This is a genomic window from Streptomyces sp. NPDC001832 (genome assembly GCF_040297265.1).
Lineage (GTDB): Bacteria > Actinomycetota > Actinomycetes > Streptomycetales > Streptomycetaceae > Streptomyces.
The window spans coordinates 341,649-366,925 of sequence record NZ_JBEOYU010000001.1 but is presented as its reverse complement, the minus strand read 5'-3'; the positions used below and the strand labels follow the sequence as shown (position 1 = coordinate 366,925).

Annotated in this window: 24 protein-coding genes and 1 riboswitch; of the genes, 15 read left to right on the top strand and 9 right to left on the bottom strand. The window is 67.4% G+C overall.

Going from position 1 to position 25,277, the window contains the following annotated elements:
* The first annotated feature begins 10 nt into the window (after positions 1-10).
* Positions 11-3,154: an efflux RND transporter permease subunit gene (locus ABT115_RS01705; protein ID WP_351782753.1), complete on the top strand. Its 3,144-nt coding sequence runs from the start codon at positions 11-13 to the stop codon at positions 3,152-3,154.
* A 78-nt stretch (positions 3,155-3,232) separates the two neighbouring features.
* On the opposite strand, the gene ABT115_RS01700 is transcribed toward ABT115_RS01705, so the two are convergent.
* Both ABT115_RS01700 and ABT115_RS01695 read right to left on the bottom strand, forming a co-directional pair.
* Complete coding sequence (locus ABT115_RS01700; protein ID WP_351782751.1) at positions 3,233-3,427, bottom strand: DUF397 domain-containing protein; 195 nt, start codon at positions 3,425-3,427, stop codon at positions 3,233-3,235.
* Entirely contained in the window at positions 3,406-4,251 is an 846-nt protein-coding gene (locus tag ABT115_RS01695; protein ID WP_351782749.1) for a helix-turn-helix domain-containing protein, read from the bottom strand. Before ABT115_RS01695 ends, ABT115_RS01700 begins: the two co-directional genes overlap by 22 nt.
* 150 nt (positions 4,252-4,401) lie before the next feature.
* On the opposite strand from ABT115_RS01695, the gene ABT115_RS01690 reads away from it, so the two are divergent.
* The gene (locus tag ABT115_RS01690) at positions 4,402-4,767 is read left to right on the top strand and encodes a hypothetical protein (protein WP_351782746.1); all 366 of its coding nucleotides are present in this window, start codon (positions 4,402-4,404) and stop codon (positions 4,765-4,767) included.
* A gap of 139 nt (positions 4,768-4,906) precedes the next feature.
* Here ABT115_RS01690 and nadA read toward each other — a convergent pair whose 3' ends face one another.
* Positions 4,907-6,103 (bottom strand): quinolinate synthase NadA, encoded by a 1,197-nt coding sequence (nadA, locus tag ABT115_RS01685; RefSeq protein ID WP_351782743.1) that lies wholly within the window; start codon positions 6,101-6,103, stop codon positions 4,907-4,909.
* Between the two features lie 223 nt (positions 6,104-6,326).
* Between nadA and erpA the strand changes: the two genes are divergently transcribed.
* Positions 6,327-6,683 (top strand): iron-sulfur cluster insertion protein ErpA, encoded by a 357-nt coding sequence (erpA, locus tag ABT115_RS01680; RefSeq protein WP_189540679.1) that lies wholly within the window; start codon positions 6,327-6,329, stop codon positions 6,681-6,683.
* Positions 6,684-6,796: 113 nt separating this feature from the next.
* On the opposite strand, the gene ABT115_RS01675 is transcribed toward erpA, so the two are convergent.
* Both ABT115_RS01675 and ABT115_RS01670 read right to left on the bottom strand, forming a co-directional pair.
* The gene (locus tag ABT115_RS01675) at positions 6,797-8,263 is read right to left on the bottom strand and encodes a hypothetical protein (RefSeq protein ID WP_351782740.1); all 1,467 of its coding nucleotides are present in this window, start codon (positions 8,261-8,263) and stop codon (positions 6,797-6,799) included.
* 138 nt (positions 8,264-8,401) lie between these two features.
* Positions 8,402-8,599: a hypothetical protein gene (locus ABT115_RS01670; RefSeq protein ID WP_351782737.1), complete on the bottom strand. Its 198-nt coding sequence runs from the start codon at positions 8,597-8,599 to the stop codon at positions 8,402-8,404.
* 160 nt (positions 8,600-8,759) lie between these two features.
* Between ABT115_RS01670 and ABT115_RS01665 the strand changes: the two genes are divergently transcribed.
* Positions 8,760-9,734, top strand: coding sequence for a carbohydrate kinase family protein (locus ABT115_RS01665; protein ID WP_351782734.1), 975 nt, complete (start codon positions 8,760-8,762; stop codon positions 9,732-9,734).
* Between the two features lie 14 nt (positions 9,735-9,748).
* Here ABT115_RS01665 and ABT115_RS01660 read toward each other — a convergent pair whose 3' ends face one another.
* Positions 9,749-11,131, bottom strand: coding sequence for a cysteine desulfurase/sulfurtransferase TusA family protein (locus ABT115_RS01660; protein WP_351782731.1), 1,383 nt, complete (start codon positions 11,129-11,131; stop codon positions 9,749-9,751).
* A gap of 311 nt (positions 11,132-11,442) precedes the next feature.
* Between ABT115_RS01660 and ctaC the strand changes: the two genes are divergently transcribed.
* The 4 genes from ctaC to ABT115_RS01640 all read left to right on the top strand — a co-directional run bounded on the left by ctaC (position 11,443) and on the right by ABT115_RS01640 (position 15,917).
* Positions 11,443-12,405, top strand: coding sequence for an aa3-type cytochrome oxidase subunit II (ctaC, locus tag ABT115_RS01655; protein WP_351782729.1), 963 nt, complete (start codon positions 11,443-11,445; stop codon positions 12,403-12,405).
* Positions 12,402-14,138 carry an aa3-type cytochrome oxidase subunit I gene (ctaD, locus tag ABT115_RS01650; RefSeq protein ID WP_351782726.1) on the top strand — a complete coding sequence of 579 codons (1,737 nt, stop codon included), beginning with the start codon at positions 12,402-12,404 and terminating at the stop codon, positions 14,136-14,138. The genes ctaC and ctaD overlap by 4 nt, the downstream gene beginning before the upstream one ends.
* Entirely contained in the window at positions 14,135-14,533 is a 399-nt protein-coding gene (locus ABT115_RS01645) for a cytochrome c oxidase subunit 4 (RefSeq protein ID WP_351782723.1), read from the top strand. The genes ctaD and ABT115_RS01645 overlap by 4 nt, the downstream gene beginning before the upstream one ends.
* Before the next feature lie 118 nt (positions 14,534-14,651).
* On the top strand, positions 14,652-15,917 hold the full coding sequence (locus ABT115_RS01640; RefSeq protein WP_351782720.1) for a L,D-transpeptidase: 1,266 nt from the start codon (positions 14,652-14,654) through the stop codon (positions 15,915-15,917).
* 54 nt (positions 15,918-15,971) lie between these two features.
* Here ABT115_RS01640 and ABT115_RS01635 read toward each other — a convergent pair whose 3' ends face one another.
* The gene (locus ABT115_RS01635) at positions 15,972-16,373 is read right to left on the bottom strand and encodes a DNA-binding transcriptional response regulator (protein ID WP_351782717.1); all 402 of its coding nucleotides are present in this window, start codon (positions 16,371-16,373) and stop codon (positions 15,972-15,974) included.
* 187 nt (positions 16,374-16,560) lie between these two features.
* On the opposite strand from ABT115_RS01635, the gene ctaE reads away from it, so the two are divergent.
* The 6 genes from ctaE to ABT115_RS01605 all read left to right on the top strand — a co-directional run bounded on the left by ctaE (position 16,561) and on the right by ABT115_RS01605 (position 23,787).
* A complete protein-coding gene (gene ctaE / locus ABT115_RS01630; protein ID WP_351782714.1) occupies positions 16,561-17,181 on the top strand; it encodes an aa3-type cytochrome oxidase subunit III in 621 nt (206 codons plus the stop codon).
* Between the two features lie 62 nt (positions 17,182-17,243).
* Entirely contained in the window at positions 17,244-18,053 is an 810-nt protein-coding gene (gene qcrC, locus ABT115_RS01625) for a cytochrome bc1 complex diheme cytochrome c subunit (protein WP_351782711.1), read from the top strand.
* Positions 18,050-19,102 (top strand): cytochrome bc1 complex Rieske iron-sulfur subunit, encoded by a 1,053-nt coding sequence (gene qcrA / locus ABT115_RS01620; protein ID WP_351782708.1) that lies wholly within the window; start codon positions 18,050-18,052, stop codon positions 19,100-19,102. The genes qcrC and qcrA overlap by 4 nt, the downstream gene beginning before the upstream one ends.
* Positions 19,099-20,748: a cytochrome bc1 complex cytochrome b subunit gene (gene qcrB, locus ABT115_RS01615; protein ID WP_351782705.1), complete on the top strand. Its 1,650-nt coding sequence runs from the start codon at positions 19,099-19,101 to the stop codon at positions 20,746-20,748. Before qcrA ends, qcrB begins: the two co-directional genes overlap by 4 nt.
* Before the next feature lie 124 nt (positions 20,749-20,872).
* Positions 20,873-21,937: an anthranilate phosphoribosyltransferase gene (gene trpD / locus ABT115_RS01610; protein WP_351782702.1), complete on the top strand. Its 1,065-nt coding sequence runs from the start codon at positions 20,873-20,875 to the stop codon at positions 21,935-21,937.
* 105 nt (positions 21,938-22,042) lie between these two features.
* A riboswitch (SAM riboswitch) is annotated at positions 22,043-22,160 on the top strand.
* Positions 22,161-22,335: 175 nt separating this feature from the next.
* Positions 22,336-23,787 carry an aminotransferase class V-fold PLP-dependent enzyme gene (locus ABT115_RS01605; protein WP_351782699.1) on the top strand — a complete coding sequence of 484 codons (1,452 nt, stop codon included), beginning with the start codon at positions 22,336-22,338 and terminating at the stop codon, positions 23,785-23,787.
* Positions 23,788-23,809: 22 nt separating this feature from the next.
* Here the strand turns inward: ABT115_RS01605 and ABT115_RS01600 are convergent, their stop codons facing one another.
* Together ABT115_RS01600 and ABT115_RS01595 are read right to left on the bottom strand one after the other, a co-directional pair.
* Entirely contained in the window at positions 23,810-24,091 is a 282-nt protein-coding gene (locus ABT115_RS01600; RefSeq protein ID WP_072483264.1) for an Lrp/AsnC family transcriptional regulator, read from the bottom strand.
* Entirely contained in the window at positions 24,088-24,840 is a 753-nt protein-coding gene (locus tag ABT115_RS01595) for a rhomboid family intramembrane serine protease (RefSeq protein WP_351782696.1), read from the bottom strand. The genes ABT115_RS01600 and ABT115_RS01595 overlap by 4 nt, the downstream gene beginning before the upstream one ends.
* 161 nt (positions 24,841-25,001) lie before the next feature.
* Here ABT115_RS01595 and ABT115_RS01590 point away from each other — a divergent pair, with 161 nt between their 5' ends.
* Positions 25,002-25,244, top strand: a complete 243-nt coding sequence (locus tag ABT115_RS01590) for a hypothetical protein (protein WP_351782693.1) — start codon at positions 25,002-25,004, stop codon at positions 25,242-25,244.
* Positions 25,245-25,277 lie beyond the last annotated feature (33 nt).

The window sequence follows — 25,277 nt, the reverse complement described above, 5'->3', positions numbered from 1 at the left end:
GACTCCACCCATGTCCTGGCTGTCCAGATTCAGCCTCGCGCAACGGGCCCTGATCGGACTGATCTCGATCGTCGCCCTCGTATTCGGAGCGATCGCGATCCCGCAGCTCAAGCAGCAGCTGCTGCCCACCATCGAACTCCCGATGGTGTCGGTGCTCGCCCCCTACCAGGGCGCGTCCCCCGATGTGGTCGAGAAGCAGGTCGTCGAACCACTCGAGAATTCCATCAAGGCAGTCGACGGCGTCACCGGTATCACCTCGACCGCCGGCGAGGGCAACGCCGTCATCATGGCGACCTTCGACTTCGGCAGCGAGGGCACCAAGCAGCTCGTCGCCGACATCCAGCAGGCCGTGAACCGCGCCCGCGTCCAGCTTCCCGACGACGTGGACCCGCAGGTCGTCGCCGGCTCGACGGACGACATGCCGACCGTCGTCCTCGCCGTCACTTCCGACAAGGACCAGCAGGCGCTCGCCGACCAGCTGGACCGCACCGTCGTCCCCGCGCTGCAGGACATCGACGGCGTCGGCCAGGTCTCCATCGACGGCGTGCAGGACCTCCAGGTCTCCATCACCCCCGACGACAAGAAGCTCGCGGCTGCCGGTCTGAACGCAGCGACGCTCTCCCAGGCGCTCCAGGCGGGCGGCTCGACCGTCCCCGCCGGTTCCTTCTCCGAGTCGGGCAAGAGCCGCACCGTCCAGGTCGGCGGCACCTTCACCTCCGTGAAGCAGATCGAGGACCTGCGGGTCACCGGCCAGGACCCGGCGACGGGCAAGCCCGGCAAGCCGGTCCGTGTCGGTGACATCGCCACGGTGAAGCAGGAGCCGTCCAGCGCCGTCTCCATCACCCGCACCAACGGCAAGCCGAGCCTCGCCGTGATGGCCACGATGGACAAGGACGGCAGCGCCGTCGCCATCTCGGACGCGGTCGAGGAAAAGCTCCCCGACCTCCGCAAGGACCTCGGCGCCGGTGCCGAACTGACCGTCGTCTCCGACCAGGGCCCCGCCGTCTCCAAGGCGATCTCCGGTCTGACCACCGAGGGTGCGCTCGGTCTGCTCTTCGCGGTCATCGTGATCCTGGTCTTCCTCGCGTCGCTGCGCTCGACCCTGGTCACCGCGGTCTCCATCCCGCTCTCCGTGGTCCTCGCGCTGATCGTGCTCTGGACCCGCGACCTGTCGCTCAACATGCTCACGCTCGGCGCGCTGACCATCGCGATCGGCCGCGTCGTCGACGACTCGATCGTGGTCCTGGAGAACATCAAGCGTCACCTCGGCTACGGCGAGGAGCGCCAGTCGGCGATCATCACCGCGGTGAAGGAAGTGGCCGGCGCGGTCACCTCCTCGACCCTCACCACGGTCGCCGTCTTCCTGCCGATCGGTCTCGTCGGCGGCATGGTCGGCGAGCTCTTCGGCTCGTTCTCGCTGACCGTCACCGCGGCCCTGCTCGCGTCCCTGCTGGTCTCACTGACGGTGGTTCCCGTCCTCTCGTACTGGTTCCTGCGCGCCCCCGAGGGCAGCACCGAGAACCCGGACGAGGCCCGTCGCAAGGCCGAGGAGGAGGAAGCCCGCAGCCGGCTCCAGCGGCTGTACGTTTTGGTGCTGCGCTTCGCGACCCGGCGCCGCGTCACCAGCATCGCCATCGCCGTCGTGGTGCTGCTCGGCACGTTCGGCATGGCCCCGCTGCTGAAGACCAACTTCTTCGACCAGGGCGAGCAGGAAGTCCTTTCCATCAAGCATGAGTTGGCCCCCGGCACCAGCCTGGCGGCCGCCGACGCGGCGGCCAAGAAGGTCGAGAAGGTCCTCGCCGGCGACAAGGGCGTCAAGGACTACCAGGTCACCGTCGGCTCCTCCGGCTTCATGGCGGCCTTCGGCGGGGGTACGGGCTCCAACCAGGCCTCGTACCAGATCACCCTGAAGGACGCGGGCGACTCCGAGGCCGTGCAGAAGCGCCTTGACACGGAGTTCGGCAAGCTCGACGGCATTGGTGACACCACCATTGCCGCGGGCGGCAGCTTCGGCAGCCAGGACCTCAGCGTCGTGGTCAAGGCCGCCGACGCCGACGTCCTGAAGAAGGCGTCCGAAGAGGTCCGGGCCGAGGTGGCCAAGCTCAAGGACGTCACCGACGTCCAGAGCGACCTGGCGCAGAGCGTGCCGCGCATCTCGGTCAAGGCCAACGCCAAGGCCGCGGACGCCGGGTTCAACCAGGCCACGCTCGGCGCGGCCGTCGCCGGAGCGGTCCGCGGTACCCCGTCCGGCAAGGCGATCATGGACAATACCGAGCGTGACATCGTCATCAGGTCCGCCCACCCGGCCACCACGATGGCCGAGCTGAAGCACCTTCCGCTGGGCCCCGTCGAGCTCGGCCAGATCGCCGACGTCGAACTGGTCCCCGGACCGGTCTCGATGACCCGGATCGACGGCCAGCGCGCCGCGACCATCACCGCCAAGCCCACCGGTGACAACACCGGTGCGGTCAGCGCCGCGCTCCAGAAGAAGATCAACGCGCTGAAGCTCCCGGACGGCGCCACCGCCACCATCGGCGGTGTCTCCGAGGACCAGAACGACGCGTTCCTGAAGCTCGGCCTGGCCATGTTGGCCGCGATCGCGATCGTCTTCATGCTGCTGGTGGCGACCTTCAAGTCCCTCATCCAGCCGCTGATCCTGCTGGTCTCCGTCCCGTTCGCGGCAACCGGCGCGGTCGGCCTGCTCGTGGTCACCGGCACCCCGATGGGCGTCCCGGCCATGATCGGCATGCTGATGCTGATCGGCATCGTGGTCACCAACGCGATCGTGCTGATCGACCTGATCAACCAGTACCGGGCGCAGGGCATGGGCATCGTCGAAGCGGTCATCGAGGGCGGCCGCCACCGGCTCCGCCCGATCCTGATGACCGCACTCGCGACGATCTTCGCCCTGCTCCCGATGGCACTCGGCGTCACCGGCGAGGGCGGCTTCATCTCGCAGCCGCTCGCCGTGGTGGTGATCGGCGGCCTGGTCACGTCGACCCTGCTGACGCTGCTGCTGGTGCCGACGCTCTACGCGATGGTGGAGCTCCGCAAGGAGCGCCGCGCGGAGAAGAAGGCGATCAAGCAGGCGAAGAAGGCGGGCGTCGCGGCGCCGGCCGAGGAAGTCCGCGAGGCGGAGCCGTCGGGCGTGTAGTAGATCCTGAAACGGGGAACGGCCTGTCCCACGCGGGAGCGTGGGACAGGCCGTTCCGCTTTTCTGCTTTTCCGCGCCCTACTTGAGGGAGGTGATGAAGTCGTTCCAGGCGGGGGTGGGGATGAGGAGTGCGGGACCGGTGGGGTTCTTGCTGTCGCGTACGGGGATGATGCCGGGGAAGTCGTCGGCGATCTCGACGCACTCGCCCCCGTTGGAGTTGCTGTAGCTACTCTTGCGCCAGCGGGCGGTGCTCAGCTCGGGGATGTGTCGCATGATGTATAGCCCTCCATAACCGTCCGGATCATGAGCGCCGACTCGGGCAGCGATAGCGCATTGGCCCGCAGTACCTCGTACTGACGCCGCCACTTCTTCACCACGTCCGGATCCTCGTAGAGATGGCCGGCCTGGATGCCCTCTTCGTAGGCCACCCGCGTGCCGTCGGTGAGCGTCAGCAAAGTCAGCGCGCCGCCCATGAGCGAGTGGAGCCCCGCGCTGAACGGCATCACTTGAATATTACTGTCCGGAGTATCCACTTGGGCGAGCAGTGAAGCCAGCTGCTCGTGCATGACCACGGGGCTGCCCATCTGCCGCCGCAGCGCGGCCTCGTCGATGATGGCCCATCGGAAAGGAGGCGCATCCGAGCGCTGCCTCTCCTGCCGGGACATTCGCGCCGTGACCCGTTGCTCAACCTGTTCCTGGCTCAAGTCTCTTTGACAGCGGAGGAATTCGCGCGCGTACTCCTCGGTCTGAAGCAGCCCGGGCAGGGCCTGCGCCCCGTACTGCTCTATGACTTCGGCTTTGGACTCGAAGTCCATGTACCGGCGGTACTGATCCGGATGGATCTCTCTCTTGGCCAGCTCGTACAGCCCGTGGAAGTGCTTGTCCGTACCGAACGCCGCGTCGAGCCGACCCGGAATGTCCGGCGGAGGCATCAGCTCCGCCGTCTCGATCCGGGCGAGCGTGCTCTTGCTGGAGTTCAGGATGTCCGCCAGCTGCACGAGGGAGAGATCCGCACGCTCGCGATGGCGGCGCTGCTCGGAGCCGAAGTAGTGGCGGGCGGAGAGGTACGGGGTCAGGGGCTGAGGTTTGAACGTCATGGTGCGCGCCTTCCGTGTGTCCCGCTCTCAACGCCGGGACAGGGCAACCCTGTTGGTGCGATGCGCCGCAGCGCGACGATTGCGGCACACACGGTAACCAGCGTGTGAGGCAGGGCGCCAGGGTGCCCCTCGAACGGAGGCAGTGACGACATGATGTTCGATGCGAAGGGACGGCTCATGCGGTTGCTCCCATGGGTCAACCAGAGCGGGGCGCCGTGCTACCTGAGCACCGACGACCCGGACAGCCGACTGTCGCGGTTGGCCGACGAGGTGGAGGCGGATCTGCTCGACTCCGCCGAGTACGTACTGACCGAGGCGCGGGCGCTGCTGGCGGAGACCGTGGTGGGGGAGCGGGAGTTGCGGTTCGCCGGAGTGCGGCTCGCGGAGTCGCTGCGGGACACCCTGCGGATCGCCACGAGCCGGGGAGAGCGGCTGGAGGTAGGGCTCATGCTTGCGGAGGACGACGAAACCGGGGCTTACGCAGCCGAGCACTGCTCTCGTAACAGCGGGGCTTGAGCGGCAGCCCCGGAGGGGCGGAGCAGTCCCGTGCCCCCGTACCTGTGCAAGCTGTGGGTACAGCAGCGTAGGTACGGGAGGGTCGCCCGGTGCCGGACGGGACAAAATCGGCCTGTCCGGCACCCGGTGACAGCACTCGTTACGGCAGCGCCAGCATCCGCTCCAGCGCCAGCTTCGCGTACTTCTCCGTCTCCGGGTCGACCTCGATCCGGTTGACCAGGTTCCCCTCGGCCAGCGACTCCAGGGCCCACACCAGGTGCGGAAGGTCGATGCGGTTCATCGTCGAACAGAAGCACACCGTCTTGTCGAGGAAGACGATCTCCTTGTCCTCGGCCGCGAACCGGTTCGCCAGGCGGCGCACCAGGTTCAGCTCCGTGCCGATCGCCCACTTCGAGCCGGCCGGCGCCGCCTCCAGGGCCTTGATGATGTACTCCGTCGAGCCGACGTGGTCCGCCGCCGCCACGACCTCGTGCTTGCACTCCGGGTGCACCAGCACATTGACGCCCGGAATCCGCTCGCGCACATCGTCGACGGACTCGACGGAGAAGCGCCCGTGCACCGAGCAGTGCCCGCGCCACAGGATCATCTTGGCGTTGCGCAGCTCCTCGGCGGTGAGGCCGCCGTTCGGCTTGTGCGGGTTGTAGAGGACGCAGTCGTCCAGGGACATCCCCATGTCCCGGACCGCGGTGTTCCGCCCCAGGTGCTGGTCGGGCAGGAAGAGCACCTTCTCGCCTTGCTCGAAGGCCCACTCCAGCGCCCGCTTCGCGTTGGACGAGGTGCAGATCGTGCCCCCGTGCCGACCGGTGAAGGCCTTGATGTCGGCGGAGGAGTTCATGTACGAGACGGGCACGACCTGCTCGGCGACCCCGGCCTCGGTCAGCACGTCCCAGCACTCGGCGACCTGCTCGGCGGTGGCCATGTCGGCCATGGAGCAGCCCGCGGCCAGGTCCGGCAGCACGACCTTCTGGTCGTCGGTGGTCAGGATGTCCGCCGACTCGGCCATGAAGTGCACACCGCAGAAGACGATGTACTCGGCCTCCGGGCGCGCGGCGGCGTCCCGGGCGAGCTTGAACGAGTCGCCGGTGACGTCCGCGAACTGGATGACCTCGTCGCGCTGGTAGTGGTGGCCGAGGACGAACACCTTGTCCCCGAGCTTCTCCTTGGCCGCGCGGGCACGCTCCACCAGGTCCGGGTCGGAGGGGGACGGCAGGTCGCCGGGGCACTCGACGCCGCGCTCGCTCCTCGGGTCGGCCTCGCGGCCGAGCAGGAGCAGCGCGAGGGGCGTCGGCTGGACGTCGAGATCCTGGACGGGGTGGGCCGTGGTCACGTCACGCACCCTTTCTTTTCTGCGGAGGAGCCTTTTCGTCGAAATGACGTTATCTATCATAACCGCTTTATGTCACTTTGACGATGGCGATAGTGTCGATGTGACGCATCCCCTGGGATGCCCGGTGTGCGAGCATGAATGGAACAGGCAAGCGCTTGGCCCGGAATGAATCCGCGGTCCCGTCGGTTGCAACGTCGGCAAGCAGTCTCCGTACAACCCGGGAGAGAAGCAGATGTCCGTATCGGACGAGACCACCACCGTGAGCGACGGCATCCTCCTGTCCGACGCCGCCGCAGCCAAGGTCAAGAGCCTGCTGGAGCAGGAAGGCCGTGACGACCTGGCGCTGCGCGTCGCCGTTCAGCCCGGCGGCTGCTCGGGCCTGCGCTACCAGCTCTTCTTCGACGAGCGTTCGCTCGACGGCGATGTCGTGAAGGACTTCGACGGCGTCAAGGTCGTCACCGACCGGATGAGCGCTCCGTACCTGGGCGGCGCCTCCATCGACTTCGTCGACACCATCGAGAAGCAGGGCTTCACGATCGACAACCCGAACGCCACGGGCTCCTGCGCCTGCGGCGACTCCTTCAGCTAGGCCCTGAAGGCATAGGCAGCAGCGGAGCAGCAGAACGGCGGCGGCCCCGGATTCGATTCCGGGGCCGCCGCCGTTGCCGTACGCGGGGGCTGCCGTACGCGGGGGCCAAGGCGTCAGGCGCGGGGCACGGCGCCGCCGGACGCCGCGTCGACAACGGTCCGGTCGCCGAGCGGGGCGTCCAGTGTCACCGTCCGGGTCAGCTCCTTGGCGATCATGATGCAGACCTTCTTCTCGACCGGCTTCGACTCCGTCACCGTCACCCGCACCGTGTTCCCCTCCTCGGTCGCGCTCGCCGCGTACTTACTGCACACCCCGCCCCAGAACTTCACCGACAGGGTCCGCCCGTCGGTGCTGTACGACAGGATCTGCCGCTCGGTCTTTCCCGTGTCCCCCGAAGGCGGTGCGGTCGCCGGCGGTGCGTCCTTCGCCAGATACGCGGGGTCCACGGCGATCTGCGACACGGTGTCACCCGTGTCGCCCGCGGCCGGCCGCACCGAGAAGAGCCAGGACGGTACGAGCGTCTGCTTGCCCGCCACGTACTGCTTGGTCAGTCCGAACTCCGCCTTGTCGACCGTCACGGTCGTCGTCGGCCGCTTTGCCCCGGTCCGCGTCCCGCAGTGGGCCTCCGGCGACTTAAGGTCATCCTGTAGCGGTACGGGAGTGGCGCACCCGCCGATGTCCGCGCGTCCGTCCGTCCGGGACGCCGCCCCGTTCAGCTGCTTCAGCGCCTCGCCCGCGCTGATCACCGGATAGCTGTCGCCCTTCTCCAGCCCCTTCAACTGTCCACTGCCGCCGACCACTTCACCGTCCGGACCCACCTGGATCCCGGTCGACCAGCCGTAGGTGGGAAGTCCGTCCACCACCGGGTCGGCGTTCACCACCCGTACCGAACCCATGAGTTGGCGGGCGTCGAGCGCGGAGTCGTCCTGCCCCACCGCCTTCAGAACCGGTGTCGCGGCAGCCTTGGCGGCGCTCTCGCTCACCGGGGAGCCGCTGCCGCCCGGGGCCGGTTTCTCGCTCGAACAGACCGTGGTGCTCTGGCAGTTGTCCGTACCGCCGGAGCCGTACCGGGCGAAGCTCCAGGTGCCCGGAGCCTGCTTGTTCACCCGCAGGACCGGGTCCGAGCCGTCCCCGTCGGACCCCACCTTCCAGGACGTGCCCTCCGCACGCGGCGCTCCCTGCACCCCCAGCGCCTTGGCCAGCCTGGCCACCTCCGCCTCGGTGACCGTTCCCTCCGCGCGCTGCACCGCGGCCGTACGCGGCCCCTCGGGCAGCTCGCCGGACGCGCGGTAGACGACCTGGCCGCCGTTCGGATCGGGCTCACCGACCGCGATGCCCTGGGAGGGTGCGTCAGGTGCCGTCGGGTCGCCCGCGTGCTCGTCCAGGGCCAACACGGGAGGGGTGCGCTCCCCGTTGCCCGCCGCGCTGCCGCTGCTTCCGCCTTCCCCGTCCGCGGCGGTCGCGGCCCAGTACGCACCACCGCCTCCAGCCAGCAGTACGGCTGCCGCCACCGAGGCCACGGCGAGCGGTGAACGCCGCCGGGGGCCGGTCACGTCGTTGTCGGGTCGCTCGGTGCTCACCGCATCGCTCCTTCGCCTGTATCCCGTCACAGACCGTCACCCGGCCTGCCGTCCGTCCCGCGGGTGGGGACGACGGTGGGACGGGGCACAGGAGCGCACGGTTCCCTCGGGGGGTATGGAACGCGATCGGTGCCGGTCTCAGTCGCCGTAGTCGGACATGGCGTCGATCAAGCGGGCGGACTCGGCGGGCACGGTAACCCCGTGAATCAGGGACGGTGCCACCCGAACGGGCGCGGACTTCGCGGGGGCCACCCAGTGCGGAGCCATCCGTGCGCAGTCGCCGCGCAGCTCGGCCAGGCTGATCTCGGACTCGCGCTCAGCGCTGTGGTTCGACATATCCGCACCGTAGGCCCCGCACGTCACAGGAAGAAAGTCCTACTATCGGGTAGTTTTTCCCCCTTCATGGTGAGTGCGGGGAACGGGTAGCGTGAACTGTCACGCCGCCCCGGGAACGCAGTCACCCGTTCCCCCCGATCTCCGCAGGAGCAGTCTCCCCGTGCGAATCGCAGTCACCGGCTCCATCGCCACCGACCACCTCATGACCTTTCCCGGCCGTTTTGCCGACCAGTTGGTCGCGGATCAGCTGCACACGGTCTCGCTCTCCTTCCTGGTCGACAACCTCGACGTGCGCCGGGGCGGTGTCGCCGCCAATATCTGTTTCGGCATGGGTCTGCTGGGCACGAGCCCGATCCTGGTCGGTGCCGCGGGCTCCGACTTCGACGAGTACCGCGCCTGGCTCGACCGCCACGGCGTCGACACCGATTCGGTCCGGATCTCCGAGGTCCTGCACACCGCCCGGTTCGTCTGTACGACGGATGCCGACCACAACCAGATCGGCTCCTTCTATACGGGCGCGATGAGCGAGGCCCGGCTCATCGAGCTGAAGGCCGTCGCCGACCGCGTCGGCGGCCTCGACCTCGTCTCGATCGGCGCCGACGACCCCGAGGGGATGCTCCGCCACACCGAGGAGTGCCGCTCCCGCGGAATCCCGTTCGCCGCGGACTTCTCGCAGCAGATCGCCCGGATGGACGGCGACGAGATCCGGACCCTCCTCGACGGCGCCACGTACCTCTTCTCCAACGAGTACGAGAAGGGGCTCATCGAGTCCAAGACCGGTTGCAGCGACGAGGAGATCCTGGCCAAGGTCGGGCACCGGGTCACCACGCTGGGTGCCAAGGGTGTCCGGATCGAGCGGGCCGGCCAGGAGACGATCGAGGTCGGCTGCCCGGAGGAGGAGATCAAGGCCGACCCGACCGGCGTCGGCGACGCCTTCCGGGCCGGCTTCCTCTCCGGTCTCGCCTGGGGCGTCGGCCTGGAGCGCGCCGCCCAGGTCGGCTGCATGCTCGCCACGCTGGTCATCGAGACGGTCGGCACTCAGGAGTACACCCTGCGCCGCGCCCACTTCATGGACCGCTTCACCAAGGCGTACGGCGACGACGCCGCCGCCGAGGTCCGCACGCACCTGGGCTGATCCGGAGAAGAACCTCAGGTGAGCCGGCGGACCACATAGGCCGAGCCACGGTCCGCCGGCTCCTCGCCCACGTACTCCTGCTCGCGCATCGCGCACCAGGCCGGGATGTCCAGGCGCGCCGCCTCATCGTCGGAGAGTACGGTCACCGTCCCTCCCAGCGGCACCTCTCCGATCACCTTTGCGAGCTCGATCACAGGGACCGGGCAGCGCTTCCCGAGGGCGTCGACCACCAGGGACGCGGTCACGGCAGGGGAGAGGGGCGCCGAAACGGGCGCCCCCAGCCTCTCCCGTACCTCTGCCACCACCCGGGGCAGCACGTCCAGGAAGCGCTCGACCTCCTCGTCCGTGGTGCCGACCGGCAAAGAGACCCGTACGTTCCCCTCCGACAGCACCCCCATCGCCCTGAGCACATGACTCGGCGTGAGCGTGCTGCTGGTGCAGGACGAACCGGATGATACGGAGAATTCGGCCCGGTCCAGTTCATGGAGCAATGTCTCTCCGTCGACATAGAGACAGGAGAAGGTCACCAGATGCGGCAGCCGCCGCACCGGATCACCGACCACCTCCACATCGGGCACCAGCTGCGGCACCCGGGCCCTGATGCGGTCCACCAGGGCCCGCAGCCGCACGGACTCCGCCGCCGCCTCCGCCCGCACCGCCCGCAGCGATGCCGCCGCGGCCACGATCGCCGGAAGGTTCTCGAAACCCGCGGCCCGCCCCGACTCCCGTTCGTCGGCCGGTCCTTGGGTCGCGAACCGCACCCCCTTTCGTACCGCCAGCAGCCCGACACCCGAGGGCCCGCCCCACTTGTGGGCGCTGGCAGCCAGCAACGACCAGCCGTCCGGCACGGGCCGCCAGCCCAGTGACTGCGCGGCGTCCACCAGCAGCGGCACCCCCGCCGCCCGACAGGCCTCCGCGACCTCCGCCACCGGCTGCTCGGTGCCGACCTCGTGATTGGCGGACTGCAGACACGCCAGCGCGGTGTCCTCGCGCAGCGCATCCGCGTACGCCGCCGCGCTCACCGCCCCCGACCGGTCCACCGCGACCTCGAAGACCGATCCGCCCCGCGCCTCATGGGTGGCGGCCGAATGCAGCACCGACGAGTGTTCCACCGCGGAAACGACCAGATGGCGGCCGGTACGCCGCCGTCCTGCGAGAGCCCCGGAAATTCCGGAGTGCACCGCTTGCGTCCCCGAAGGAGTGAACGTGAGCTCGTCCGGACGGCACTCGACGGCCTCAGCGGCGGTCTCCCGGGCCGCGTCCAGCAACAGCCGGGCCCGCCGCCCCTCGCGGTAGAGCCTGGCCGGGTCGGCCCACCCCTCGTCGAGCGCGGCAAGCAGCGCCTGGCGTGCGACGGGGTGCAGCGGAGCGGAGGATGCGGCGTCGAAGTAGGGCACACGACCACGCTAAGGGCTGTCCCGTAATCCGTCGCGCGCCCGCCAGGGATTACGGGACAGCCCTTGGCTCGCACCCGGGACGGGTCGCCCGTCCAGTCAGGAGAGGGAGCGTCAGATGGTGGCCGGAAGCCAGTATTCCACCCCTTCGGGGTGTCGGACGGCGCGTTGGGCACCCTCCCCGCGCGCCCCCAAATAGCGTCCAGTAGGGTTTGGTCCGCATAAACATCCAAACCCCTGCCCGCGTCAGGGCGGCGACCGACCAGACAGACGGCCGCGCCGATGCGCGGGCGAGACTCTCGGGAAGGCGCTACGTGAGTCCCAACGGCTCCGACCGCTCGTCGCGGCGCCCGATGCGGCGGAAGCTGCCGCAGGTGCTGACTGCGGGCCTGATCCTGGTGACCGCCACCGGTTGCACATATGAGGACTTTCCCCGCCTTGGTATGCCTACGCCGGTTACGGAAGAGGCACCACGGATCCTTTCTCTCTGGCAGGGCTCGTGGGCGGCAGCGCTCGTCACGGGCGTGCTGGTCTGGGGCCTGATCCTGTGGAGCGTCATCTTCCACCGGCGCAGCCGCACCAAGGTCGAGGTTCCTCCGCAGACCAGGTACAACATGCCCATCGAGGCGCTGTACACCGTGGTCCCTCTGATCATCGTCTCGGTGTTCTTCTACTTCACCGCGCGCGATGAATCGAAGCTCCTCGAGCTTTCCCCGAAGCCCGACCACACCATCAACGTGGTCGGCTATCAGTGGAGCTGGGCCTTCAACTACATCGAGAACGTGGACGGCTTGCCCTCGACGGGCAAAGAGATCCCCAAGGAGCTCGACGCCATCCCCGACAAGTACCGGGATGAATTCCCCAAGGGCGCGGAGGGTGTCTACGACTACGGCGTCCCGGGCACCCGGAACCCGCAGAACGGCAACCCGGGCCCGACCCTGTGGCTGCCGAAGGGCGAGACGGTCCGCTTCGTTCTGACTTCGCGTGACGTCATCCACTCCTTCTGGGTGGTGCCGTTCCTCATGAAGCAGGACGTCATTCCGGGCCACACCAACGCCTTCGAAGTGACTCCCACCCAGGAGGGCACCTTCAAGGGCAAGTGCGCCGAGCTCTGCGGCGTCGACCACTCCCGGATGCTCTTCAACGTCAAGGTCGTCTCCCCGGAGCGCTACCAGGCGCACCTCGAGGAGCTGGCGAAGAAGGGCCAGACGGGCTACGTGCCGGCCGGTGTCAAGCAGACTGAACCGGCCAGGAATGCGGAGACGAACAAACTGTGAGCATCCACAAGGAAACTCAGGGTGCCGCGGCAGCAGACGACTCGTACGAGGACGAGCTGCCGGTCCGGCGGAAGAAGCCGGGAAACCTCGTCGTCAAGTGGCTGACCTCCACTGACCACAAGACGATCGGCACGATGTACCTGGTCACATCGTTCGCGTTTTTCTGCATCGGCGGCCTGATGGCGCTCTTCATGCGCGCCGAGCTGGCCCGTCCCGGCACGCAGATCATGTCGAACGAGCAGTTCAACCAGGCGTTCACGATGCACGGCACGATCATGCTGCTGATGTTCGCGACGCCGCTGTTCGCCGGATTCGCGAACTGGATCATGCCGCTGCAGATCGGTGCTCCCGATGTGGCGTTCCCGCGGCTGAACATGTTCGCGTACTGGCTGTACCTCTTCGGCTCGCTCATCGCGGTGGGCGGCTTCCTCACCCCGCAGGGTGCGGCCGACTTCGGCTGGTTCGCCTACTCCCCGCTCTCGGACGCCGTCCGCTCGCCGGGCATCGGCAGCGACATGTGGATCATGGGTCTGATCCTTTCCGGCTTCGGTACGATCCTTGGTTCGGTCAACTTCATCACCACGATCATCTGCATGCGTGCCCCCGGCATGACGATGTTCCGCATGCCGATCTTCGTCTGGAACGTCCTGCTGACCGGTGTGCTGGTCCTGCTGGCCTTCCCGGTTCTCGCCGCCGCGCTCTTCGCACTGGAGGCGGACCGCAAGTTCGGTGCGCATGTATTCGACGCGGCCAATGGCGGCGCGTTGCTCTGGCAACACCTCTTCTGGTTCTTCGGCCACCCAGAGGTGTACATCATCGCCTTGCCATTCTTCGGAATCATTTCCGAAGTGATTCCGGTCTTCAGTCGAAAGCCGATGTTCGGCTACATCGGTCTGATCAGCGCGACGATCGCCATCGCAGGCCTCTCCGTGACCGTGTGGGCGCACCACATGTACGTCACCGGCGGTGTGTTGTTGCCGTTCTTCTCATTCATGACATTCCTTATCGCGGTACCGACCGGTGTGAAGTTCTTCAACTGGATCGGCACGATGTGGAAGGGATCACTGTCCTTCGAGACACCGATGCTCTGGGCCATCGGCTTCCTGATCACCTTCACCTTCGGTGGTCTGACCGGCGTGATCCTGGCGTCGCCCCCGTTGGACTTCCACGTCTCGGACTCGTACTTCGTCGTCGCGCACTTCCACTACGTCATCTTCGGCACCGTGGTCTTCGCGATGTTCTCCGGATTCCACTTCTGGTGGCCGAAGTTCACCGGCAAGATGCTGGACGAGCGGCTCGGCAAGATCACGTTCTGGACGCTGTTCGTGGGCTTCCACGGCACGTTCCTGGTGCAGCACTGGCTGGGTGCCGAGGGCATGCCGCGTCGTTACGCGGACTACCTCGCCGCAGACGGCTTCACCGCGCTGAACACGATCTCGACGATCTCCTCGTTCCTGCTCGGCCTGTCGATGCTGCCGTTCTTCTACAACGTGTGGAAGACCGCCAAGTACGGCAAGAAGATCGAGGTCGACGACCCGTGGGGCTACGGCCGTTCGCTGGAGTGGGCGACCTCCTGCCCGCCGCCGCGGCACAACTTCCTCAGGCTGCCGCGGATCCGTTCCGAATCCCCGGCGTTCGACCTGCATCACCCGGAGATCGCGGCGCTCGAGCAGCTGGAGCACCCCTCCGCGGATGACAAGGCCCTCGCCGGCGGCAAGGAGTCGGGCAAGTGAAGATTCAGGGCAAGATGTTCCTGTGGCTGAGCGTCTTCCTGCTCGCCATGGCCATCACGTACGGCGTGTGGGCGAAGGAGCCGGCCGGTACCACCACACTCTTCCTGGCCTTCGGCCTGAGCGTCATGATCGGCTTCTACCTGGCCTTCACGGCGCAGCGGGTCGACGCCATGGCTCAGGACAACAAGGAAGCCGACGTCGTGGACGAGGCCGGCGAGGTGGGGTTCTTCTCCCCGCACAGCTGGCAGCCGCTCTCGCTGGCCTTCGGTGCTTCCCTCGCCTTCCTGGGCATCGTCTTCGGCTGGTGGTTGCTCTACTTCTCGGTGCCGGTGATCCTGATCGGTCTGTTCGGCTGGGTCTTCGAGTACTACCGCGGTGAGAACCGCACCCAGTGACAGCGAGTCACCGCTCCACCTGACGGGGGGCCTGTACTTCTCCACCAAAAGGAGTACAGGCCCCCCGTTTGCAGTCACAATGCGCGCTGATAGGGATGAATCTCCATAGCGTGTGTTCATGAACCACACGCCGCCGCGCTTCCGCCCCGTAGTGAGCTGCACTCTGCTGGTCGTGACCCTGGTCGCAGGTGTCACCGCCTGCGCAGGGTCCAATAGCAACCCGCTCGCGGCGAAACCGTACGACGCGGCGAACGAGATCTCGTCCAACGTCCCCGAGGGCGACGGCAAGGCCGACTCCGACAAGCCCCTCGAAGTATCCGTCGACGGCGACGACGGCCGGATCACGGACGTGTCGGCCGTGGACGCGATCGGACGCCATCTGGCCGGCGAGCTCGACGCCGACGGGAAGCGCTGGCACTCCACCTCCCCGCTCGCCGCCGGCACCCGCTACACCGTCCGGGTCAGCACGGAGGACAGCGACGGCGCCCCGGGCAGCCGCACGCTCTCCTTCGAGACCGCCTCCGCCAAGGCCAAGAAGCTCCTGAAGGTCACCTTCGGTCCTGAGGCGGGCACCTACGGCGTCGGACAGCCCATCACGGCGGAACTCAGCGCTCCGGTCAAGGACAAGGCGTCCAGGGCCATCGTGGAGCGCGCCCTGCAGGTCCGCTCCACGCCCGCTGCGACCGGCTCCTGGTACTGGGTCGACGACAAGCACCTGCACTACCGCCCCAAGGACTACTGGCCCGCCAAGGCCACCATCGACGTCACCAGCGGCCTGGCGGGCATCAAGGTCACCGACGCGCTGTACGGAGCCCCCGCGACGGCGCTGAAGCTCACCACGGGCGACCGTGTCGAGGCCATCACCGACGCCGCCACGCACACGATGACTGTCAAGCGCAACGGGAAAGTGATCAACACCATTCCGGTGACCACCGGCAAGCCCGGCTTCTCCACGCGCAACGGCGTCAAGGTCGTGCTGAGCAAGGAGTACTCCGTACGCATGCGCGGCGAGACGATCGGCATTTCGACGGACTCGTCCGACTCGTACGACCTACAGGTCTACTACGCGACCCGCGTCACCTGGAGCGGCGAGTACGTGCACGCAGCCCCCTGGTCCACCGGCTCGCAGGGGCTCGCGAACGTCAGCCACGGCTGTACGGGCATGAGCACCAGCCTGGCCGAGTGGTTCTACAACACCGTGCGCCCGGGCGACATCGTCCAGGTGGTTCGCAGCCAGGGCGAGATGATGACGCCGTTCGACAACGGCTACGGCGACTGGAACCTGTCCTGGGACAAATGGCAGCAGGGCAGCGCCCTGCAGAAGAACGACGCCCCGGACCGCACGGACACGATCCAGGCGGCGCGACTGCGCCCCGAGGTCTGACCGGCCCGGGGAGTGCGCTGCCCCCCAGTGGGACCGCAGCCACCCGGCAGCCTCTCAGGCGTCCACGCAGTCCCTGCTGCGCAGCAGAGCGGCCAGGGCGTCCGCGAACTCGACCGGTTCGACCGGCAGGGTCACCGCGGCGTCCGCACGGCTCCAGGTGGCCAGCCAGGCGTCCTGCGGGCGCCCGATCAGCAGCAGTACGGGCGGGCAGTGGAAGATCTCGTCCTTGATCTGCCGGCAGACGCCCATGCCGCCCGCGGGTGCCGTCTCGCCGTCCAGGACACAGACATCGATGCCACCGTTGTCCAGTGCCTCCAGGACGGCGGGCAGGGTGGCGCACTCAAGGAACTCCACCGGTGGCACATCGGCCGCAGGCCTGCGCCCGGCTGCCAGCCTCACCTGCTCACGGGTGTTGGCGTCGTCGCTGTAGACCAGGACCGTGGCGGTCGGCTGCATTGTTCCTCCGTGACATCTGTGTCTTCGGGGCTTTCCGGGCATGAACCGATGGGCGGATCGTACTCCGCCCGATGGCCCGTCAGTACCGCCCGGGACAGCGGATTCATGGGCTGTTCGGGGAAGGCACACCCTGTTGACACACCGAACGGCACCCCCCGGAGTGAGGGCGGGATAAGGGACCGACATAATGTCGGTCGTGGCGACAGCAACGACAGTAGAAACCGGGCACGCGCACCCGTCGGTCAATCGACCGAACCTCACCAGCGTCGGAACCATCATCTGGTTGAGTTCCGAGCTGATGTTCTTCGCGGCCCTCTTCGCGATGTACTTCACCCTGCGATCGGTGATGGGACCCGACCACTGGAAGGAAATGGCTTCGGCCCTGAACTTCCCGTTCTCGGCGACGAACACCACGATCCTGGTGCTCTCCTCACTCACCTGCCAGCTCGGCGTCTTCGCCGCGGAGCGGGGCGACGTGAAGAAGCTCCGTACCTGGTTCGTGATCACTTTCGTGATGGGTGCGATCTTCATCGGAGGCCAGATCTTCGAGTACACCGAGCTGGTGAAGGAGGAGGGCCTCTCGCTGTCCTCCGACCCGTACGGCTCGGTGTTCTACCTGACGACCGGCTTCCACGGGCTGCACGTGACAGGCGGTCTCATCGCCTTCCTGCTTGTTCTGGGCAGGACATACGCAGCCAAGAGGTTCACCCACGAACAGGCCACCGCCGCCATCGTCGTGTCCTATTACTGGCACTTCGTCGATGTCGTATGGATCGGCCTCTTCGCCACGATCTACATGATCAAGTAACCGGGCTCGAACCCGAACCACATCCAGCATCGACGCAGAAGATCCTGACACCGGGGTAATCCGTGAAAAAGCTCTCCGCACGACGACGCCATCCGTTGGCGGCGGTCGTCGTACTACTCCTCGCGCTGGCGGCCACTGGGGGGCTGTACGCCGCGTTTGCGCCCGCGAGTAAGGCGCAGGCCGACGAAACCGCCCAGTCCCTCGCCATCGATGAGGGCAAGAAGCTGTACTCCGTCGGTTGCGCCAGCTGCCACGGAACCGGCGGTCAGGGCACCACCGACGGGCCGAGCCTGGTCGGCGTGGGCTCCGCCGCCGTGGACTTCCAGGTCGGTACGGGCCGTATGCCGGCGCAGCAGCCGGGCGCCCAGGTACCGAGCAAGAAGGTCATCTACAGCCAGGCCGAGATCGACCAGCTCGCGGCGTATGTCGCGTCGCTCGGCGCCGGTCCGATCGTTCCGACCAAGAATCAGGTCAGCCCTGAGGGTGCGGACATCGCCAACGGTGGCGAACTGTTCCGTACCAACTGCGCACAGTGCCACAACTTCACCGGCCAGGGTGGTGCGCTGACGAACGGCAAGTACGCGCCCAGCCTTGAAGATGTGGACCCGAAGCACATCTACGAGGCCATGCAGACCGGCCCGCAGAGCATGCCGTCCTTCCCGGACACGACGATGCCCGAGCAGGAGAAGCGGGACATCATCGCGTACGTCGAGGCCGTGAACAGTGACCAGACGGCGAGCCCGGGTGGTCTCTCGCTGGGTGGCCTGGGGCCGGTCAGCGAGGGCTTGTTCGCCTGGATCTTCGGGCTCGGCGCACTGATCGCAGTTGCCATTTGGGTCGCGGCCCACACCGCTAAGGCCAAGAAGTCATGAGTAGCCAAGAGATTCCAGACGAGAACCTGCCTGCTGAGCAGGGCACCGCGCGCGGCGCGGTAGAGGTCGCGGAAGACCCGTTCGCCGACCCGGGGCTGCCGGCCCACAAGCCGCGCATCCAGGACATCGACGAACGGGCCGCGAAGCGCTCCGAGCGCGCCGTCGCGTTCATGTTCACGCTGTCCATGCTGGCGACGATCGGCTTCATCGCCTCGTACGTCATCTTCCCGGTCGACCAGATCGTGTACATCTGGCCGTTCGGCCATGTGAGCGCGCTCAACTTCTCCCTGGGCCTGACCCTGGGCGTGGCCCTCTTCACGATCGGTGCCGGTGCCGTCCACTGGGCGCGCACCCTGATGTCCGACGTGGAGGTCGCCGACGACCGGCACCCCATCGAGGCCGAGCCCGAGGTCAAGGCGAAGGTCCTTGCAGACTTCGCGGCAGGTGCCGAGGAGTCCGCGTTCGGCCGGCGCAAGCTGATCCGTAACACCCTTTTCGGCGCGCTGGCCCTGGTGCCGCTCTCTGGTGTGATGCTGCTGCGTGACCTCGGTCCGCTGCCGGAGAAGAAGCTCCGCAGCACTCTGTGGGCCAAGGGCAAGCAGCTCATCAACATGAACACGATGGAGCCGCTGCGTCCCGAGGACGTCGCGGTCGGTTCGCTGACCTTCGCCATGCCCGAGGGCCTGGACGAGCACGCGGAGGACTTCCAGAACCAGATCGCCAAGGCCGCGCTGATGATCGTCCGTATCGAGCCGAAGGACATCAAGGACAAGCGCGAGCGCGAGTGGGCCCACGAGGGAATCGTGGCCTTCTCCAAGATCTGCACCCACGTCGGCTGCCCGATCAGCCTGTACGAGCAGCAGACGCACCACGTGCTCTGCCCGTGCCACCAGTCCACCTTCGACCTCTCCGACGGCGCCCGCGTCATCTTCGGTCCGGCCGGCCACGCCCTTCCGCAGCTGCGGATCGGTGTGAACAGCGAGGGCAACCTCGAGGCGCTCGGTGACTTCGACGAGCCCGTCGGTCCTGCATTCTGGGAGCGCGGATGAGTACTGCGACGACGAACACGTCTGGTGCCGGCGCACCGGGCAAGCGCAAGGCGCCCGCCGGTGAGCGGGTGGCCGACTGGGCGGACGGCCGGCTCGGGATCTACTCCCTGGCCAAGGCCAACATGCGCAAGATCTTCCCGGACCACTGGTCCTTCATGCTCGGTGAGATCGCCCTTTACAGCTTCATCATCATCATCATCACGGGTGTGTATCTGACGCTGTTCTTCCACCCGAGCATGAACGAAGTCGTGTATCACGGCTCGTACGAGCCGATGCAGGGCATCAAGATGTCCGAGGCGTACGCCTCGACGCTGGACATCAGCTTCGACGTCCGCGGTGGTCTGCTGGTTCGCCAGATCCACCACTGGGCCGCGCTGATCTTCCTGGCCGGCATGTTCGTGCACATGATGCGCGTCTTCTTCACGGGTGCCTTCCGCAAGCCGCGTGAGATCAACTGGCTGTTCGGCTTCCTGCTGTTCGTGCTGGGTATGTTCACCGGCTTCACCGGCTACTCGCTCCCGGACGACCTGCTCTCCGGTACGGGTGTCCGCTTCACCCAGGGCGCGATCCTGTCGATTCCGGTCGTCGGCACGTACATCTCGATGTTCCTGTTCGGCGGAGAGTTCCCCGGCCACGACATCGTCGCCCGGTTCTACTCGATCCACATCCTGCTGCTGCCGGGCATCATGCTCGGCCTGCTGGTGGCGCACCTGATTCTGGTCTTCTACCACAAGCACACGCAGTTCGCGGGTCCCGGCCGCACCAACAAGAACGTCGTCGGCATGCCGCTGCTGCCGGTGTACATGGCGAAGGCCGGTGGCTTCTTCTTCCTGGTCTTCGGCATCATCGCCATCATCGCGGCCATCGCCACGATCAACCCGATCTGGGCCATCGGCCCGTATCGCCCGGACCAAGTGTCCACCGGCGCCCAGCCCGACTGGTACATGGGCTTCGCCGAGGGTCTGATCCGAGTGATGCCTGGCTGGGAGATCAACATCTGGGGTCACACGCTCGTCCTGGGTGTGTTCATCCCGCTGATGGCCTTCGGACTGGTACTCGCGATCATCGCGGTCTACCCGTTCATCGAGTCCTGGATCACCGGGGACAAGCGCGAGCACCACATCCTGGACCGCCCGCGCAACGCCCCGACCCGGACGGCCTTCGGTGTCGCCTGGATCACCGAGTACGTCGTCGTCTTCATCGGCGGTGCCAACGACCTGTGGGCCACGCACTTCCACCTGTCGCTGAACGCCATCTCCTGGTTCGTCCGGATCTTCATCTTCGTCGGACCGGTCATCGCGTTCGTCGTCACCAGAAGGATCTGCCTGGGCCTCCAGCGTCGCGACAAGGAGAAGGTGCTGCACGGGCGCGAGTCCGGCATCATCAAGCGCCTGCCGCACGGTGAGTTCGTCGAGATCCACGAGCCGCTCGGCCCCGAGCAGCTGCACACGCTCACCGCGCACGAGCAGTACGAGCCGGTCGAGATCGGCCCGACGGTCGACGAGAACGGTGTCGAGCGCAAGGTGTCCGTACTGGAGAAGCTGCGGGCCAGGCTCAGCAAGGGCTACTACGGCGAGAACAACCAGATCGCCAAGCCCACCGCCGAGGAATACAAGGAGATCACCAGCGGCCACGGTCACCACTGATCGCCTGAACTGATCGCCACAGCAGGAGCCCCGTCCATCCGATGGACGGGGCTCTTCGCTGTCCGCGACGCTCGATAGGCTGGGGGTCCCCCTTTTTTTCGGCTGTGGACCCCAGGAGCGGACCATGAACGTTGTGACCCCGGTCGGCGGCGGCAGCGTGGCGGACCGTTCCTGGCCCGGCGTGCTGAACCCGCTGCTGCGTGGCGAGAACCTGACCGCGGACGACACCGCATGGGCGATGGACCGCATCATGAGCGGTGAGGCGACCGATGTGCAGATCGCCGGGTTCGCGGTGGCCCTGCGGGCCAAGGGCGAGACGGTCGACGAGGTGTCCGGCCTGGTGCGCGCGATGTACGAGCACGCCAACACCATCCACGTACCCGGTCGTACGGTCGACATCGTCGGCACCGGCGGCGACCTCGCCAAGACGGTCAACATCTCCACGATGTCGGCGATCGTCATCGCGGGTACCGGCGCCAAGGTCGTCAAGCACGGCAACCGCGCCTCCTCGTCGGCGAGCGGTTCCTCCGATGTACTGGAGAAGCTCGGCGTCAATCTCGAGCTCAGTGCGCAGCGGGTCGTCGAGGTCGCCGAGGCGGCGGGCATCACCTTCTGCTTCGCGGTGAAGTTCCACCCCGCCCTGCGCTACGCCGCCAAGGCCCGCAAAGAGCTCGGCGCCCCGACGACGTTCAACATCCTCGGGCCACTCACCAACCCGGCCAAGGTGCGCTCCCAGGCCATCGGCGTCGCCGACCTGCGGATGGCGCCCATCGTCGCCGGTGTCCTCGCCGAGCGCGGCAATTCGGCGTTGGTCTTCCGCGGCGACGACGGCATGGACGAGTTGGCGACGACCTCGACCTCGCGCGTCTGGGTGGTCCGGGACGGATCGGTACGCGAGGAGGCCTTCGACCCGCGTGACGTCGGTCTGGAGCTGGTGCCGGCACAGGCGCTGCGCGGCGCCGACGCCTCGTACAACGCGGAGGTGGCCCGCCGGGTGCTGGCCGGCGAACGAGGACCCGTACGGGAGGCCGTGCTGCTCAATTCGGCAGCGGCGCTGGTTGCGCTGGACCCGGCAGACGGCACGCTGAACGAGCAGCTTGCCGCCGGGATCGCGAAGGCCGCCGAGTCCATCGACTCGGGGGCGGCCCGGCAGGCGCTGGAGCGCTGGGTAGCGGTCAGCAACGCCTGAGAGGCCATCCGACAGCCTCTGAGAGGACGGAATGTGACGCAGGGCGCGGTCCAGATCTTGGACCGCGCCTTGCGCGTTGACCTACGTATGGCAAGATGCTCGGCAGGTCATGAGTGACAGCGACTACGGCCCCGGCCCGCTGTCCGGCAACCCTCCGTCCGTGGCGGGGTGCCCCGGGTGAAGACCAGGCCGTAGGCAGCGAGGTCTGCGGCAAGCGCGGGCCCCTCGGCATCTGTGAATGCCAGCCCCCGGGGTCCTGGTCCCTAGGGAGTCTCTTGTGAGCACGCGAATGCGATAGGGCTTCTCGGCCCTCCTCCGCACACTCTTTTTCACTTTCTGCTGCGCTGCCGCGTATCCGCCGGCGCATGCAATTCGCCTGCCTGTTACGGGAGTTCGCCATGTCTGTCTTCACCGCTGCCGCCGACCAGTCGCTTTGTACCCCTTTGCCGGTTCTGGGAAAGGATGTAACGGTTCCGCTGGTCACGGGTGGTGAAGTCGCGTACGCCGCTCTCGACTACGCCGCCAGCGCCCCGGCTCTGCAGCGCGTCTGGGACGACGTCGCCGCGTACGCCCCCTACTACGGCAGTGTCCACCGCGGTGCCGGATACCTCTCGCAGCTCTCCACGGACCTCTTCGAGAACAGCCGCGCGACCGTCGCGGAGTTCCTCGGCTGCCGCGCCGAAGACCAGGTGATCTTCACCCGGTCGACCACCGACTCACTCAACCTGCTGGCCGCCGTCATTCCCGCCGACTGCCAGGTCTTCGTGTACGAGACCGAGCACCACGCCTCGCTGCTGCCGTGGCGCGACGCCCGGGTGACCTATCTGAACGCCCCGCGCACTCCGGCCCAGGCCGTCGAGACGCTGGAGCGGGCGCTCGCCGACCGTGCTCCTTCCCCGAGCTCTCAACTTCGTTCGGGCAGGTCAGGCCCCGTTGGCCCCGCGCTGGTCTGCGTCACCGGCGCCTCCAACGTCACCGGCGAGCTGTGGCCGGTCAAGGAGCTGGCGGCTGTCGCGCACGCGCACGGTGCCCGGATCGTGCTGGACGCCGCGCAGCTCGCCCCGCACCACCCCATCGACATCGCCGAGCTGGACGTCGACTGGGTCGCCTTCTCCGGACACAAGCTGTACGCGCCGTTCGGCTCGGGCGTGCTCGCGGGCCGGGCCGACTGGCTGCAGGATGCCGAGCCGTACCTGGCCGGCGGCGGCGCCTCGCGCAAGGTCGCCCGCCGCACCGACGGCGGTGTCGACGTCGAGTGGCACTCCACCGCCGCCCGCCACGAGGCCGGTTCTCCCAACGTCATCGGCGTGTACTCGATCGCCTCCGCCTGCAAGGCGCTCACGCAGGCGGGCTTCGACAACCTGGTCGCCCGGGAGCAGCACCTCGTCACCGCGGTCCGGGCCGGTCTCGCCGACGTTCCAGAGGTCAAGGTGCTCTCGCTGTTCGGCGAAGACGCTCCGCGGGTCGGCGTGATCTCCTTCGTGGTGGAGGGCTGGAACAGCTCGCACTTCGCCGCGGCACTCTCCGCCGAGTACGGAATCGGGGTCCGCGACGGACTGTTCTGCGCCCACCCGCTGGTCCGCACCCTGCTGGGCAGCGACCCGCAGGAGGTCGGCGAGTGCGGCGTGCCCGAGGCCGGGACGGGCGAGATCCCCCAGTCTCGAACTGACTCGACCGGGGGGACCCGCTCGCTCAACGCGATCCGGGTGAGCTTCGGGGCCGGTACGCCGGACGAGCACATCGAGCGATTCGTCCGCGCGGTCAAGGAGCTGGTGAGCAAGGGCGCCCAGTGGCAGTACCGCACTGAGGACGGCCGCTGCGTCCCGGACCGGGGCGCAGCGCAGCTCTGACGCCCTGATGGAAGGGGCGTATCTACGCGTCGAGGCCGATGGCGAAGGCGGCCTCCAGGTCATGCTGCGAGTACGTACGGAAGGCCACGTGCGTGTCCGTGGCTTCGACGCCGGGGATCTTGCTGATCCGGCCGGGGATGACGTCCGCCAGATCGTCGTGCCTGGCCACCCGGACCATGGCGATCAGGTCGTACGTACCGGTGACCGAGAAGACCTCGCTGACGCTGTCCAGTGCGGCGATGGCCTCGGCGATCTCGGGAATCCGGTCCACGCTGGTTTTGATGAGCACGATCGCGGTGATCACGGCTGGCTTTCTCCCTCGGTGACCGTGGCTGGAGTCTTCACTCTATCCGTACGCCCGTAACGCCCCCAGGCGTAGAGGAAGCCGAGGGCGAAGCCGACCACATGGGCCAGATAGGCCACGCCGGGGCCCCCGCTGCCCGCGCCATGGACCGCCAGCCACTGCAGGACGAACCAGAAGATCAGCACGATCCAGGCGGGGAAGCGCAGCGGCAGGAAGAAGAGGAAGGGGAACAGGCTGGTGACCCGGGACCTGGGGAACAGGTACAAGAACGCCCCCAGCACCGCCGAGATCGCCCCCGACGCGCCGACGAGCGTCTGGTCGGACGTGGCGTGGGCAGCCGCGTAGGCGACCAGGGCGAGATAGCCGCAGCCGAGATAGAAGAAGGTGAACTCGGCATGGCCCATGCGCTCCTCGGTCATCGCCCCGAACACGTACAGGAAGAGCATGTTGCCGAGCAGATGCAGCCAGCTGCCGTGCACGAAGAGGGCGGTGAGCGGGGTGAGCAGGGCGCGTGCGGAGCCGTCCCACAGCTCGCTCGGGATCACGCCCCAGCGTTCGAAGTACCCGGCCTGGGCGGCGAGCAGGGCATCGGCGGTGCTGTGGGACGGGTTGAAGCCGGAGAGCGGGCTGATCAGGAAGACCAGACAGCACGCGGCGATCAGGACATAGGTCACCGGCGGTCCGCCCGAGGCGACCGTCCGTAGAGGTTTGCTGGTCAATCTGCCGCCCGTGGCCCGCCGATCGATCATGAGCAGAGCATGACGCAAGCGGAGCGAACGGGACAGACCGCCTCGCCGTGTCGGGGGGACGTGGGGAGGCCGTAGGGTTACGCCAGGACATCCGCAGTTCGACGGCGCACCGCGAGATCCTTGAAGCAGGCAGCACGAGGCTCGATGAAAGAGGACGCACGATGACGACGGTTCCCAAGCCGACCGACGGGACCCGCTGGCGCTGCACGCTCTGCGGAAATCTCACTCGGTTCGACGTGACGCGCTCCTCCAAAGTCATCGAGTACGTCCATCTCGACCTGGCCGGGGAGCCCACCGTCGAGGAACGCGAGGTGGTCAGTGAGACCATCGAGTCGGTGCGCTGCCGTTGGTGCAATGCGGTGGATCAGATCGAACTGGTGGACAGGCCGGCTGCCGACTCCTGACGGGGCCGTGCAGACAGACAATTTGGGGTGACG